This window comes from Mycobacterium sp. URHB0021 (assembly GCF_054057895.1).
On the sequence record NZ_JBSRZT010000002.1, the window covers coordinates 6,412,977 to 6,425,503 of the forward strand.

Genomic DNA, 12,527 nt, shown 5'->3' on the forward strand with positions numbered 1-12,527 from the left:
CCTAACCTCGAACCAGTCGCAGGTATACGGCCGTCATCTCCAACCGCACCGCCAGCATCGCCAGTTGTTGCTCCGGGCGCCCGATCACGGGCGTCGCGGCGGCCAGCGACCCATCCGTCCCATCCATCGCATCCATCGTCTCCGGCACATCGTCGGCGTTGATCACGTCGACGTCGCCGAAACCGCTCACCCGGGCAGCCACCACGGCTCGCTCGTCGCCGGTGGTCACCACGAACGTGCGGATGTGTCTCGGCAACGGGCCGTCGATCTGCTCGTCATGAAATATCGACTGTCCGGGATCGGCGCCGGACGTGGTGGCAGCCATGCCGCTGCGCAGCGCGGCCATCACGTCGCCCAGCCCCACCGCCGCGACCGGCTGGTGGCCCACCCGCAGAAGCACGGCCGCGGCGTGCCGGGCCAGCGTCAGCGTCGCCCCGTTGTCACCGGCGAGCACGACATCGCGGCCGGACATGCGCTCGGCGAGAGACTTGGCGGGGTTGGTGAACAGTTCGCGCGCTGCGCTGTTGCGGAACGCCTCCGCGTCCAGCTCGTCGGCCAGCGCTGCCAGATCCACGCGTGCGCCGGGATCCACCATCTGCAGCACGGCCAGGCCGGCGGCCAGGTAGCGGACCAGACCGAAATCGTCGCGGACCCAGACGCGGGGCGCCAGGGCGACCGAGCGTCCGGCGGTCGCGTCGCGAAGCGGGCCCTCGTAGGGCGCGACCACCACGACGCGCGCCCCGCGCCGCACACCGGTGGCCGCCGCGGCGACCAGTGTGGGGTCGCCGGGGTCGTCACCGGCAACGATCAGCACATCGAGCGCACCGATCCACGGCGGCGCCTCGGACGCCTCGACGATCGGCGCCGCCGTCGACCCGCCCAGCGCCGCCGCCAGCATCGCCCCGGCCGACTCGGCATTGCCGCGGCCGGCTACCCAGATCACCGTGCGCGGCGGCTGGTCGGACTTCAGTGCGTCCAGGTCTCCCTCGTCCACGGCGGCAGCGGTGGCACGCACCTGCGCGCCCGCCATCGACGCCGCCCGTAACAGGCCGTCGCGGTCGGCGTCGAGCAAGCCGTTGACATCGTCGAGGTCGACGATGGCAGCCGATGAGCGAGATCCGGCATTCACGTCGCCGCCTCACTGCGGGCGGCGATTCGGCCGGCCACCACGCCGACGATCTCGTCGACTTCTTCGGCGCTGCGGGCCTCGACATTCAGGCGCAGCAACGGTTCGGTATTGGACATCCGCAAGTTGAACCAGCTGCCGTCGCCCAGGTCGACGGTGACACCGTCCAGGTGATCGATCGACTGGATCCGAGCACCGAAGGACAACAGGACGTCGTCGACACAACCCTCGGCGTCGGTGACGGTGAAGTTGAGCTCGCCGGAAGACTCATAGCGGTGGTAGTCGGCCATCAGCTCCGACAGCGGCCGGTCCTGCTCCCCGAGTGCCGCCAGCACATACAGCGCCGCCAGCATCCCCGAATCGGCGCCCCAGAAGTCACGGAAGTAATAGTGGGCGGAATGCTCGCCGCCGAAGATGGCGCCGGTATCGGCCATCAGTGCCTTGATATAGGAATGGCCGACGCGGGCCCGGACGGGAGTACCACCCCGCTCGGCGACCAGTTCCGGTACCGCGCGCGAGGTGATCAAGTTGTGGATCACCGTTGCGCCGATCTCCCTGTTCAACTCCCGCGCCGCCACCAATGCGGTCACCGCAGACGGGGAGATCGGATGCCCCGTTTCATCGACGACAAAACACCGGTCGGCGTCGCCATCGAAGGCGAGCCCGATGTCGGCGCCGGAGTCGACGGTGTGAGACTGCAGATCGACCAGGTTGGCAGGTTCCAACGGGTTGGCCTCATGGTTGGGGAACGTGCCGTCGAGCTGGAAGTACAGCGGCAGCAGAGTGACCGACGATATCGGCCCGAGCACGGCGGGCGCGGTGTGACCGGCCATGCCGTTCCCCGCGTCGACGGCAACCCTCAGCGGGCGCAACTGCGTGACGTCGACCAGCGACCGCAGGAACTCGCCGTAGCCGGCGAGCACATCGCGTTCGGAGATCGAGCCGCGCGCCCCGTCGTATCCGGGCACACCGGCGATGACCTCGGCACTGATGGTGTCCAGGCCGGTGTCCTTGCCGACCGGCTTCGCACCCGCCCGGCACAACTTGATCCCGTTGTAGGAGGCGGGGTTGTGGCTGGCGGTGAACATCGCGCCCGGACAGTCCAGCAGCCCTGACGCAAAATACAGCTGATCCGTCGAGGCCAGTCCGATTCGGACGACGTCCAGCCCCTGCGCGACCACGCCCTCGGCGAACGCCGCCGCCAAGGACGGCGAGCTCGATCGCATGTCGTAGCCGATCACCACCCGGGAGGCGTGGTCACGAACGAGCCGGGCGAATGCGCCGGCGACGTCGGCGACGAACGCCTCGTCCAGTTCCTCGCCGACCAGACCACGTACGTCATACGCCTTGATGACGCGGTGTACAGCCGCGGCGGGCCGTGACATAGAGCTCCTTGCGAAGGGGACCGTTGGCGCCAGCCTAACCGTCGGCCGGCGGCCACACGCCGACCAGACGCCTAGTCGGTCGGGTCCGGCAACACCCGCAGATGGCCGCGTCGCCGACCATTCGTCTCCGGTCGCGGCGCGGCCGGAGCCATCAACGCGCCTCCGTGCACACCGGTGACCGGATCGGAGAATCCTGCCACGACGCCGTTGATCGGTGCGGCGCCGTCTCGTCCCTCCCGCACCGCGTCGGCCAACGCGACCAGGTCGTCCTCGTCCGGGTGGGAGGGCAACGGGCCTGCGTGGCGAACGAGTTCCCAGCCGCGGGGTGCGGTGATCCGGCCGGCATGGATGACACACAGGTCCCACGAATGCGGCTCGGACACTGTGGCCAACGGACCCACGACGGCGGTCGAATCCGAATACACGAAGGTCAATGTCGCGACGGCGTAGTGAGGGCACCCGGGCCTGCAGCAGCGACGGGGAACGTTCACAGCGAGAGGCTATCGCGCACCAACCCCGCGAGCCGCCGGACACGCGCAGCCACTCCGACCCCGATCTCCAACCGTTACGATCTTGGACGTGGCCGAGCAAAAGATGCGGGGATCGCGCCACGGCAGGGAGATGCGGGGCGTGCTTCTGCCGCCGACGGTGCCGGGCTGGCGCAGCCGTGCCGAGCTGTTCGACATGGCGGTCCTGGAGGCCTACGAACCGATCGAGCGGCGATGGCAGGACCGGGTGTCGACCCTCGATGTCGCTGTCGACGAGATCCCGCGGATCTCTCCGAAGGACCCCGACAGCGTGCAGTGGCCGCCGGAGGTCATCGCCGACGGGCCGATCGCACTGGCCCGCCTGATCCCCGCAGGCGTCGATGTCCGAGGCAATGCGACTAGAGCGCGAATTGTATTGTTCCGCAAGCCGATCGAGCGACGGGCGAAGGACACCGTCGAACTCGCCGAGCTACTGCATGAAGTGTTGGTGGCTCAGGTCGCCACGTATCTGGGCGTCGAGCCTTCGGTCATCGACCCGACGATCGACGACGAGTAACGTACACGCCGCTCACGCTGCAATGAGCGCTTGCGGGATCCAGCGTCCAGCGTCAGATGATGCCGCGTTTGAGGCGGCGCCGCTCCCGCTCGGACAGACCACCCCAGATGCCGAAGCGCTCGTCATGGGCCAGCGCGTATTCGAGGCATCTGTCGCGCACCTCGCAACCCAGGCAGATTCGCTTGGCTTCGCGGGTCGAGCCGCCCTTCTCGGGGAAAAACGCCTCGGGGTCGGTTTGAGCGCACAAAGCGCGCTCTTGCCATTGGTCCTCGGCGTCCGGATCGATAGTTGCCGGAGCAACCTCAATTCGCTCGGGAACCAAACTCAATTGAGGGCGTCCGGTGGCCCCCAAAGGTGTCGGTCCGGTATGGGTGTGCGGTGCAGTGCCGACCGAGCCGAGTGCCCGGTTTTCAAAAGGGATCGGACGATCGAAATCGACGTGCTCATAAGCCATGTTCCGCCTCCTCACCTGGTTTCGTAGATACCTAAACGGAGCCCCACTATTGCGATGTGTGGCCATCTCAATTCGAACATGTGATCGAATCTCGGTCTGCGCCACCGAAACCGGCCGTCCAACCAGGAAATGACACTGGAGTGATTACACACGTGTTAGCTGCCGGGGTCAAGCGCTGGAACAGAAATTCATATCATTCCGTGACAGGAATTCGGCGCGTCGACGCGTCGGCGTGTCTCGATGGTGACCAGAGTGAACCCGCTGGAGGCGTACGGCCTAATGTCGGTCGGTGTGAAGGTGACGGTACTGGTCGGCGGCGTCGGGGGCGCGCGCTTCCTGCTGGGCGTACAGCGCCTGTTGGGGCTCGGCCAGTTCGGCGCAGGGACACAGTCGGATAACGATCTGACCGCCATCGTCAACATCGGCGACGACGCGTGGATGTACGGGGTCCGGATCTGCCCGGATCTGGACACGTGCATGTACACCCTGGGCGGCGGGATCGACCCGGAGCGCGGCTGGGGCCACCGCGACGAAACCTGGCACGCGAAAGAGGAACTCGCCGCCTACGGTGTGCAGCCCGACTGGTTCGGCCTCGGCGACCGCGACCTGGCCACCCACCTGGTGCGCAGTCAGATGCTGCGGGCCGGCTATCCGCTGTCACAGGTGACCGAGGCATTGTGCGACCGCTGGTCGCCCGGCGCACGACTACTGCCGGCCAGTGACGAACGCAGCGAAACCCACGTCGTCATCACCGATCCGGACGACGGCGAGCAGCGCGCGATTCACTTCCAGGAGTGGTGGGTGCGCTATCGCGCCAAGGTGCCGACCCATAGCTTCGCGTTCGTCGGCGCCGAGGCCTCCTCGGCGGGTCCGGGCGTCACCGAGGCGATCGAGGCCGCCGATGTGGTGCTGCTCGCGCCGTCCAACCCGGTGGTGAGCATCGGTTCGATCCTGGCCGTCCCGGGTATCCGCGGGGCGCTGCGCTCGACCGCGGCCCCCGTCATCGGCTACTCCCCCATCGTTGCCGGAAAGCCCTTGCGCGGCATGGCCGACGAATGCCTGTCGGTCATCGGTGTCGCGAGCACCTCCGAAGCCGTCGGGGCGCACTTCGGTGCGCGCTCGGCCACTGGCATCCTCGACGGCTGGCTGGTGCACGAGGGTGACGACGCGCGTATCGACGGTGTCGACGTGCGGGCGGTCCCGCTGCTGATGACGGATCCGGCGACCACCGCCGAAATGGTGCGCGCCGGATTCGATCTAGCCGGACTGACGTTGGGACGAGCATGACCGAACACGGATCCGCCGCCTCCGTCGAACTGCTTCCGGTCACCGGCCTGCCCGAGTTCCGGCCCGGTGACGACCTTTCGGCGGCCCTCGCCGGTGCCGCACCGTGGCTACGCGACGACGACATCGTCGTGATCACCAGCAAGGTGGTCTCCAAGTGCGAAGGCCGCATCGTCGATGCGCCGATCGACCCGCAGGAGCGGGACACGCTACGGCGCAAGCTGATCGACGCCGAGGCTGTCCGGGTGCTCGCCCGCAAGGGACGGACCCTGATCACCGAGAATGCGCTCGGGCTGGTGCAGGCCGCGGCGGGCGTCGATGGTTCCAACGTCGACAGCGCCGAACTCGCCCTCCTGCCCACCGACCCCGATGCCAGCGCGGCTGCGCTGCGGGCCGACCTCCTGGACCGGCTCGGCGTGACGGTCGGCGTCGTCATCACCGACACGATGGGCCGGGCTTGGCGGAACGGCCAGACCGACTTCGCGATCGGCGCGGCGGGTCTGAGTGTGCTGCACGGGTACGCGGGGGCTCAGGACAGGCACGGCAACGACCTGATCGTCACCGAGATCGCCGTCGCCGACGAGATCGCCGCGGCGGCCGATCTGGTGAAGGGCAAGCTGACCGACATCCCGGTCGCGGTGGTGCGGGGCCTGCGACTGCGGGACGACGGATCCAACGCGCGCACGTTGCTCCGGCCCGGCGAGGACGACTTGTTCTGGCTGGGCACCGAGGAGGCGCTGGCACTCGGCCGAAGCCAGGCGCAGCTGCTGCGGCGTTCGGTGCGCAATTTCGGCCCGCAGACGGTAGCGCCGGAGCTGATCGAAAGCGCCGTCGCCGAGGCGCTGACCGCTCCGGCGCCGCATCACACCCGACCCGTGCGGTTCGTGTGGGTGCAGAACACCTCCGCGCGAGTTCGGCTGCTCGACCGGATGAAGGACCGGTGGCGTGCCGACCTGATTGGCGACGGCAAGCCGGCAGAGAACGTCGAGCGTCGGGTCGCTCGCGGCGAAATCCTCTACCAGGCACCAGAACTGGTCATCCCATTCATGGTTCCAGAGGGTGCGCACAGCTATCCGGACCCGGCCCGCACCGCCGCCGAGCACACCATGTTCACCGTCGCGGTGGGCGCGGCCGTCCAAGCCCTGCTGGTGGCACTCGCGGTCCGGGGAGTGGGCAGTTGCTGGATCGGCTCCACGATCTTCGCCGCCGATTTGGTCCGTGACGAGCTGGAGCTGCCCGCCGACTGGGAGCCGTTGGGCGCCATCGCCATCGGTTATCCCGACGACGGTGCGGGCCCGTCCGGGCCGCGCGAACCGGTACCGACCGACGGCCTACTGGTACGCAAGTGAGTCTGCACGGCTCGGCGGTCGACATCTTGACCGAATGGCCCGCTCCCGACCCGGGCCAGGACACGCTGCGTCACGCGGTGCTGTCGTATCTGGCCGCGCGCCCCGATGCCTGCCTGCGGGAATGCGTCCCGGGCCACGTCACCGCGTCGGCCCTCGTCGTCGACCACACCGGCACCGCGGCGCTGTTGACGCTGCACCCGCGGGTCGGGCGGTGGCTTCAGCTCGGCGGCCACTGTGAGACCACCGACACGGACATTCGAGCCGCCGCGCTGCGCGAAGCCACCGAGGAATCGGGGATCGACGAGCTGACCGTCGATCCACACCTGGCCGCGCTGCACGTCCACCCGGTGACGTGTTCACTGGGCGTGCCCACCCGCCATCTCGACATGCAGTTCATCGCCCACGCCCCGGCGAAGGCCGAAATCGCTTGCAGTGACGAGTCATTGGATTTGCGTTGGTGGCCGCTGGACGCACTGCCGGACGACAGCGATTTCGGACTTACCCAGCTCGCGTCGGCCGCCCAATCTCGCCGAAACCGCATTCCCCGTCGCTAACACGCAGGCAGATTCGGCGACCCTGGGTTCTGTCTCGGCGAGATGTGTTCAGACGTCGGTCGAATAGCGGATGCCGCCGTCGGGAATCGTGACTCCCGGCCAGACCCGCGCCCCGCGCAGCAGCTCGCACCGCGCCCCGATGTCGGCGCCGTCGCCGATGACACCGTCGCGGATCAACGCACGCGGACCGATGCGGGCGCCGAACCCGATGATCGAGCGTTCGATCACCGCGCCCGCCCCGACCTGTGCGCCGTCGAAGATCACCGCGCCGTCCAGGCGGGCGCCCGCGCCGATCTCGGCGCCGCGACCGACCACCGTGCCACCGATCAGCAGCGCGCCCGGCGCCACGGCCGCGCCGTCGTGAACCAGCTTTTCCCCGCGTTGCCCGCTGAGTGCCGGCGACGGCGCGATACCGCGCACCAGATCGGCCGAGCCGCGGACGAAGTCATCGGGTGTGCCCATATCGCGCCAATACGTCGCGTCGACGTAGCCGCACACCTTCGCCCCGTCCGACAACAGTTGCGGGAACACCTCGCGCTCGACCGAGAGCGGCCGGCCCGTGGGGATGTTTTCGATCACCTCACGCTTGAACACATAACAACCCGCGTTGACCTGGTCGGTGGGCGGATCCTGGGTTTTCTCCAGGAAGGCGGTCACCACGCCGTCGGTGTTGGTCGGCACGCAGCCGAAGGCGCGGGGATCGCCGACGCGAACCAGGTGCAGCGTGACGTCGGCGCCGTTCTGCTCGTGGCAACCCAGCAGCGCGCCCAGGTCGGCGCCGGACAGCACGTCGCCGTTGAACACCATCACGGTGTCGTGACGCAGCTTCCGCGCCACGTTCGCGATGCCGCCACCGGTACCCATCGGCTCGTCCTCGACGACGTAGTCGATCTGCAGTCCGAGCTTTGACCCGTCGCCGAACTCCGACTCGAAGACCCCCGCTTTGTAGGCGGTACCCAGCACGACATGTTCGATACCGGCCTCGGCGATTCGTGACAGCAAATGGGTCAGAAACGGCAGGCCGGCGGTCGGCAGCATCGGCTTGGGCGCCGAGAGCGTCAACGGCCGCAGCCGGGTCCCCTGCCCACCCACCAGAATGACGGCGTCCACCTCTGCCGGGTTGACCACTAGAGCCGTCCTTTCGCCCGCCTGCGTCGAGTGTGCCGGACCACCAGGCTCGCGCGCGCGGTGAGCGCGCCCCTGATCGTCCATCGCAGAGGCGCCTGCCACCACCTGGCATGGCGATCTGCCAGGAAAGTGTAGGTGCTCCGATGGTGGGCCGCCAAGTTGCGGGCCGGATCCCGGCCGGCCGCGTGTCCCTTGTCGTGCAAAATCTCCGCCGACGGCACGTATACGTTCTGCCAGCCCGCCCTGCCGAGACGATCACCCAGGTCGACGTCCTCCATGTACATGAAATAGCGCTCATCGAAGCCCGACACCTCATCGAACGCCGCCCGGCGCAGCAACAGGCAAGAGCCGGACAGCCAGTCGACGGGACGTTCGCTGGGCGTCAACCGTTCCTGGCGGTAGGCAGCCGTCCACGGATTCGATTTCCATACCGGTCCGACGACCGCATGCATACCGCCACGGATCAGACTCGGCAGGTGCCGCGCCGACGGGTACACCGAACCGTCCGGATCATGGATGAGCGGCCCCAGCGACCCGGCCCTGGGCCAGCGGGCAGCGGCCTCGAGCAGCAGGTCGATGCTGCGCGGACCCCACTGCACATCGGGGTTGGCGACCACGAAGAAATCCGCGTACGAGGCGCGGTCTCCACCCCTGAGGTATTCGTCGACCGCACGGTTCACGGCGGTGCCATAACCGAGATTGCTGCCCGTGCGCAGCAGCCGGACGTTCGGGTACCGCTCCAGCGCCTCCTCGGGAGCACCGTCGGTCGAACCGTTGTCGGCGATGATCACCGTCACCGGCCGGTCGGTGGCATGCGACAGGGTGGCCAGGAAACGATCTAGGTGCAGTCCGGGTGAGTACGTCACTGTCACCACCATCAGTTCGTCGCTCACGGCGTCGAGGTTAACGGCCCCGCTGAAGAAAGCGCCGCGGCCAACGCCTCGCGCCACGGCCGCAGCGGTGTCAATCCCGCCGCGGCGGACTGCCGGCCCGACAACGCCGAGTATGCGGGCCGCGGCGCGGGCCTGGGATGACGGTCGGTGCCGATGGGGCGCACGCGCTCCGGATCCGCACCGACCGCCTCGAACACCGCCCGGGCCTGGTCGAAGCGGCTCGCCACGCCCTCGTTGGCGGCGTGTAACAGCGGTTCGCGGATGTTTCCGTCGGCGACCTGCAGCAGCGCGCCGGCCAGATCACCGACGAAGGTGGGCGAGCCGACCTGGTCGGCCACCACATCGACCGGCCCATCGCCGGCCGCCAACCGGCGCATCACCGCGGCGAAATCGGCGCCGTCGGCCCCTTGGTAAACCCACGCCGTCCTGACGATATGCGCGTCGGGCAGCGCGGCGAGCACCGCGAATTCGCCCGCCAGTTTCGTGCGCCCGTACACGCTCAACGGACCGGTCTCGTCGTCGATCTCGTACGGACGCGGTTGGCCGTCCTCGAATTCGCCACTGAATACGTAGTCGGTCGAGACGTGGATGAGCTCGGCGCCGGCGCGGGCGCACGCCTGCGCGATGTTCTCGGGCCCGGCGACGTTGACGGCGTGGGCCCGCTGCTCATCGGTCTCGGCGGCGTCGACCTTGGTGTAGGCCGCGCAGTTGATCACGACGTCGCCGCGCCCGATGAAACGCTCGGCCGCCGTGGCATCGGTGATATCCCACTGCGACGACGTCAGCGCCAGTACGTCACGTCCGTGTTGACGCGCCTGATCTGCCAAGACACGTCCGAGCATGCCGCCGGCGCCCGAGATGACGATTCGGCCCGAATTCTGCGAAGACACCCGACGAGTCTGGCACGCCGATCTCGGCTACCCGGTCTGCGCCCGTCTCGCAAGTAGCCTGGGCAGATGCCCGCTCGCATGTCACGTGTCATCGCCGTGGCGGTGGCCCTGGCCATCGTGGTCGGCACCGGCGTCGCGTGGGGCAAGATCCGGTCGTTCGAATCCGGCATCAACCACATCTCGTCGATCGCGCTCGGCGAAGGGGGCGACGACGGTGCGATCGACATCCTGCTGGTCGGGATGGACAGCCGTACCGACGCCCACGGCAACCCCCTCTCCGAGGAGGAACTGGCGACGCTGCGGGCCGGCGACGATGTCTCGACCAACACCGACACGATCATCCTGGTGCGCATCCCCAACAACGGGAAATCCGCCACCGCCATCTCCATTCCCCGCGACTCTTATGTAGAAGCCCCCGGCGTGGGCAAGTTGAAGATCAACGGCGTCTACGGCTCGGTGCACTTGGAGAAGCTGAAGAAGCTCGTCGAACAGCAAGGCGTCGACCCCGCACAGGCGGAGCCGCAGGCGGCCGAAGCCGGTCGAGAGGCGCTCATCAAGACCGTCGCCAACCTCACCGGCGTGACGGTGGACCACTACGCCGAAATCGGACTGCTCGGCTTCGCGTTGATCACCGACGCCCTCGGCGGTGTCAAGGTGTGCCTGAAAGATGCCGTTTACGAACCTCTTTCGGGCGCCGATTTCCCGGCGGGCTGGCAGACACTGAACGGCCCGCAGGCGCTCAGCTTCGTCCGGCAGCGCCACGACCTCCCCCGCGGCGACCTCGACCGGGTGACCAGACAGCAGGCGGTGATGGCATCGCTTGCGCACGAGGTCATCTCCGGCAAGACGCTGTCCAGCCCCGCCACGTTGAACCGGCTACAGGACGCCGTCCAGCGTTCGGTGGTGCTCTCCGACGGCTGGGACATCATGGATTTCGTCGAGCAGCTGCAGGCGCTGGCGGCCGGCAGCGTGGCGTTCGCGACCATCCCCATTCTCGAGGAGGCCGGCTGGAGCGACGACGGCATGCAGAGCGTGGTGCGGGTCGACCCCCGCGAGGTCAAGCAGTGGGTGGCGAGTCTGCTGCACGACCAGGACGAAGGCAAGACCGAGGAATTGGCCTACTCGCCGGGCAACACCACAGCCGACGTCGTCAACGACACCGACATCAACGGCCTGGCCGCCGCGGTATCGCACCTGCTGACCACCAAGGGATTCGCGACCGGCAGCACCGGCAACAACGAGGGTGGCCACGTGGATGGCAGTCAGGTGCAGGCCGCCAAGGCCGATGACCTTGGGGCGCAGGCGGTTTCCAAGGAGCTCGGCGGGCTGCCGGTCGTCGCCGATCCGTCGGTGACGCCGGGTTCGGTCCGGGTGGTGCTGGCCGGTGACTACACCGGCCCGGGTTCGGGACTGGACGGCAGCGACCCGACACTCTCGACGGCCGACCCCGTCGCCTCCGGATCGGATGATTCGGCCGATTCAGCACCACCTCCGCCATCGCCGATCCTCACCGCAGGGTCCAACGACCCCGCTTGCGTGAACTAGACGTGACCACAGTCAGTTCGGCGGTACTCGATCCGCTGATGGCCTCCGATCCCGCCGGGCCGCGGATCACCTATTACGACGACGCCACCGGCGAGCGGATCGAGCTTTCGACGGTGACGCTGGCCAACTGGGCCGCCAAGACCGGCAACCTGCTGCGCGACGAGTTGGGCGCCGGGCCGGGCACCCGCGTTGCCGTGCTGCTGCCGGCGCACTGGCAGACCGCCGCCGTGCTGTTCGGAATCTGGTGGATCGGTGCGGAAGTCGTGCTCGACGGGACGTCCGCGGACCTCGGGCTGTGCACCGCAGGCCGGCTCGCCGAAGCCGACGATGCCGTCGGCGCCGGCGAGATCGCGGTACTGTCGTTGGATCCCTTCGGCAAGCCCGTGGCGGATCTGCCCGTCGGCGTGACCGACTACGCCACCGCGGTGCGGGTCCATGGCGATCAGATCTCGCCCGAGCGCAACCCGGGCTTGGCGCTGGACGGCAGATCGGTCGCCGATGTGCTCGCCGACGCCCGAACATCCGCGACCAGGCAAGGTTTCGCTGCCGGCGACCGGGTGATGTCGATGGCCGGCTGGGACGACGCCGATGAGCTGATCGACCACCTGGCGGCGGTTTTCGCGATCGGTGCCTCGCTTGTCCAGGTGGCGAATCCCGATCCGACGGCCCTGGACCGGCGGAGGCAGATGGAGAAGGTCACCCGCGGATGAGCATGCCGGATCCGGTCGCCCGCTCGCTCGACGATATCGACCACGCTTGCGCAGCAGTCGGATGCAGAAGACGTTGACACTGTTCGGCGCCGATCGTGAGCCGATCGCGGAGATCGTCTGCGAGGGCGACGGTCCGGGGCGCGTCACCACCACGTCCGCGCCGTG

At 68.3% G+C, this 12,527-nt stretch carries 13 protein-coding genes; 6 read left to right on the top strand and 7 right to left on the bottom strand.

The annotated features are described in order from the left end of the window. Position 1: 1 nt before the first annotated feature. From ACVWWN_RS33685 to ACVWWN_RS33695, 3 genes are all read right to left on the bottom strand, one after another. Positions 2 to 1,129, bottom strand: coding sequence for a TobH protein (locus tag ACVWWN_RS33685; RefSeq protein WP_457147712.1), 1,128 nt, complete (start codon positions 1,127 to 1,129; stop codon positions 2 to 4). After that, on the bottom strand, positions 1,126 to 2,511 hold the full coding sequence (locus tag ACVWWN_RS33690) for a phosphomannomutase/phosphoglucomutase (protein WP_457147713.1): 1,386 nt from the start codon (positions 2,509 to 2,511) through the stop codon (positions 1,126 to 1,128). Before ACVWWN_RS33690 ends, ACVWWN_RS33685 begins: the two co-directional genes overlap by 4 nt. Positions 2,512 to 2,582: 71 nt before the next feature. Continuing rightward, positions 2,583 to 3,002 (bottom strand): DUF3499 domain-containing protein, encoded by a 420-nt coding sequence (locus ACVWWN_RS33695; RefSeq protein WP_457147714.1) that lies wholly within the window; start codon positions 3,000 to 3,002, stop codon positions 2,583 to 2,585. 130 nt (positions 3,003 to 3,132) lie between these two features. On the opposite strand from ACVWWN_RS33695, the gene ACVWWN_RS33700 reads away from it, so the two are divergent. Then, complete coding sequence (locus ACVWWN_RS33700; protein WP_457149379.1) at positions 3,133 to 3,555, top strand: metallopeptidase family protein; 423 nt, start codon at positions 3,133 to 3,135, stop codon at positions 3,553 to 3,555. A gap of 52 nt (positions 3,556 to 3,607) precedes the next feature. On the opposite strand, the gene ACVWWN_RS33705 is transcribed toward ACVWWN_RS33700, so the two are convergent. After that, positions 3,608 to 3,877, bottom strand: coding sequence for a WhiB family transcriptional regulator (locus ACVWWN_RS33705; protein WP_457149380.1), 270 nt, complete (start codon positions 3,875 to 3,877; stop codon positions 3,608 to 3,610). A 423-nt stretch (positions 3,878 to 4,300) separates the two neighbouring features. Here ACVWWN_RS33705 and cofD point away from each other — a divergent pair, with 423 nt between their 5' ends. From cofD to ACVWWN_RS33720, 3 genes are read left to right on the top strand one after another with little or no spacing between them, the layout of a single operon-like run. After that, a complete protein-coding gene (gene cofD / locus ACVWWN_RS33710; protein WP_457149381.1) occupies positions 4,301 to 5,296 on the top strand; it encodes a 2-phospho-L-lactate transferase in 996 nt (331 codons plus the stop codon). Further along, complete coding sequence (locus ACVWWN_RS33715; protein ID WP_457147715.1) at positions 5,293 to 6,642, top strand: coenzyme F420-0:L-glutamate ligase; 1,350 nt, start codon at positions 5,293 to 5,295, stop codon at positions 6,640 to 6,642. Before cofD ends, ACVWWN_RS33715 begins: the two co-directional genes overlap by 4 nt. After that, positions 6,639 to 7,196, top strand: a complete 558-nt coding sequence (locus ACVWWN_RS33720) for an NUDIX hydrolase (protein WP_457147716.1) — start codon at positions 6,639 to 6,641, stop codon at positions 7,194 to 7,196. The genes ACVWWN_RS33715 and ACVWWN_RS33720 overlap by 4 nt, the downstream gene beginning before the upstream one ends. A 48-nt stretch (positions 7,197 to 7,244) precedes the next feature. Here ACVWWN_RS33720 and manB read toward each other — a convergent pair whose 3' ends face one another. Genes manB through rfbD form a run of 3 tightly spaced genes read right to left on the bottom strand, consistent with a single transcriptional unit; the run spans position 7,245 to position 10,107 of the window. Next, positions 7,245 to 8,324, bottom strand: coding sequence for a mannose-1-phosphate guanylyltransferase (manB, locus tag ACVWWN_RS33725; protein WP_457147717.1), 1,080 nt, complete (start codon positions 8,322 to 8,324; stop codon positions 7,245 to 7,247). Next, positions 8,324 to 9,217 carry a glycosyltransferase family 2 protein gene (locus ACVWWN_RS33730; protein WP_457147718.1) on the bottom strand — a complete coding sequence of 298 codons (894 nt, stop codon included), beginning with the start codon at positions 9,215 to 9,217 and terminating at the stop codon, positions 8,324 to 8,326. Before ACVWWN_RS33730 ends, manB begins: the two co-directional genes overlap by 1 nt. Next, on the bottom strand, positions 9,214 to 10,107 hold the full coding sequence (rfbD, locus tag ACVWWN_RS33735) for a dTDP-4-dehydrorhamnose reductase (protein WP_457147719.1): 894 nt from the start codon (positions 10,105 to 10,107) through the stop codon (positions 9,214 to 9,216). The genes ACVWWN_RS33730 and rfbD overlap by 4 nt, the downstream gene beginning before the upstream one ends. A 66-nt stretch (positions 10,108 to 10,173) precedes the next feature. Between rfbD and ACVWWN_RS33740 the strand changes: the two genes are divergently transcribed. Both ACVWWN_RS33740 and ACVWWN_RS33745 read left to right on the top strand, forming a co-directional pair. Beyond that, complete coding sequence (locus tag ACVWWN_RS33740; protein WP_457147720.1) at positions 10,174 to 11,652, top strand: LCP family protein; 1,479 nt, start codon at positions 10,174 to 10,176, stop codon at positions 11,650 to 11,652. Between the two features lie 2 nt (positions 11,653 to 11,654). Continuing rightward, entirely contained in the window at positions 11,655 to 12,362 is a 708-nt protein-coding gene (locus tag ACVWWN_RS33745) for a TIGR03089 family protein (protein ID WP_457147721.1), read from the top strand. Positions 12,363 to 12,527: the final 165 nt, after the last annotated feature.

Bases quoted from the DNA above. Each gene is read 5' to 3' on its own strand.
- ACVWWN_RS33690 (WP_457147713.1), bottom strand. From the start codon at position 2,511: ATGTCACGGCCCGCCGCGGCTGTACACCGCGTCATCAAGGCGTATGAC.
- ACVWWN_RS33700 (WP_457149379.1), top strand. From the start codon at position 3,133: ATGCGGGGCGTGCTTCTGCCGCCGACGGTGCCGGGCTGGCGCAGCCGT.
- ACVWWN_RS33715 (WP_457147715.1), top strand. From the start codon at position 5,293: ATGACCGAACACGGATCCGCCGCCTCCGTCGAACTGCTTCCGGTCACC.
- ACVWWN_RS33740 (WP_457147720.1), top strand. From the start codon at position 10,174: ATGCCCGCTCGCATGTCACGTGTCATCGCCGTGGCGGTGGCCCTGGCC.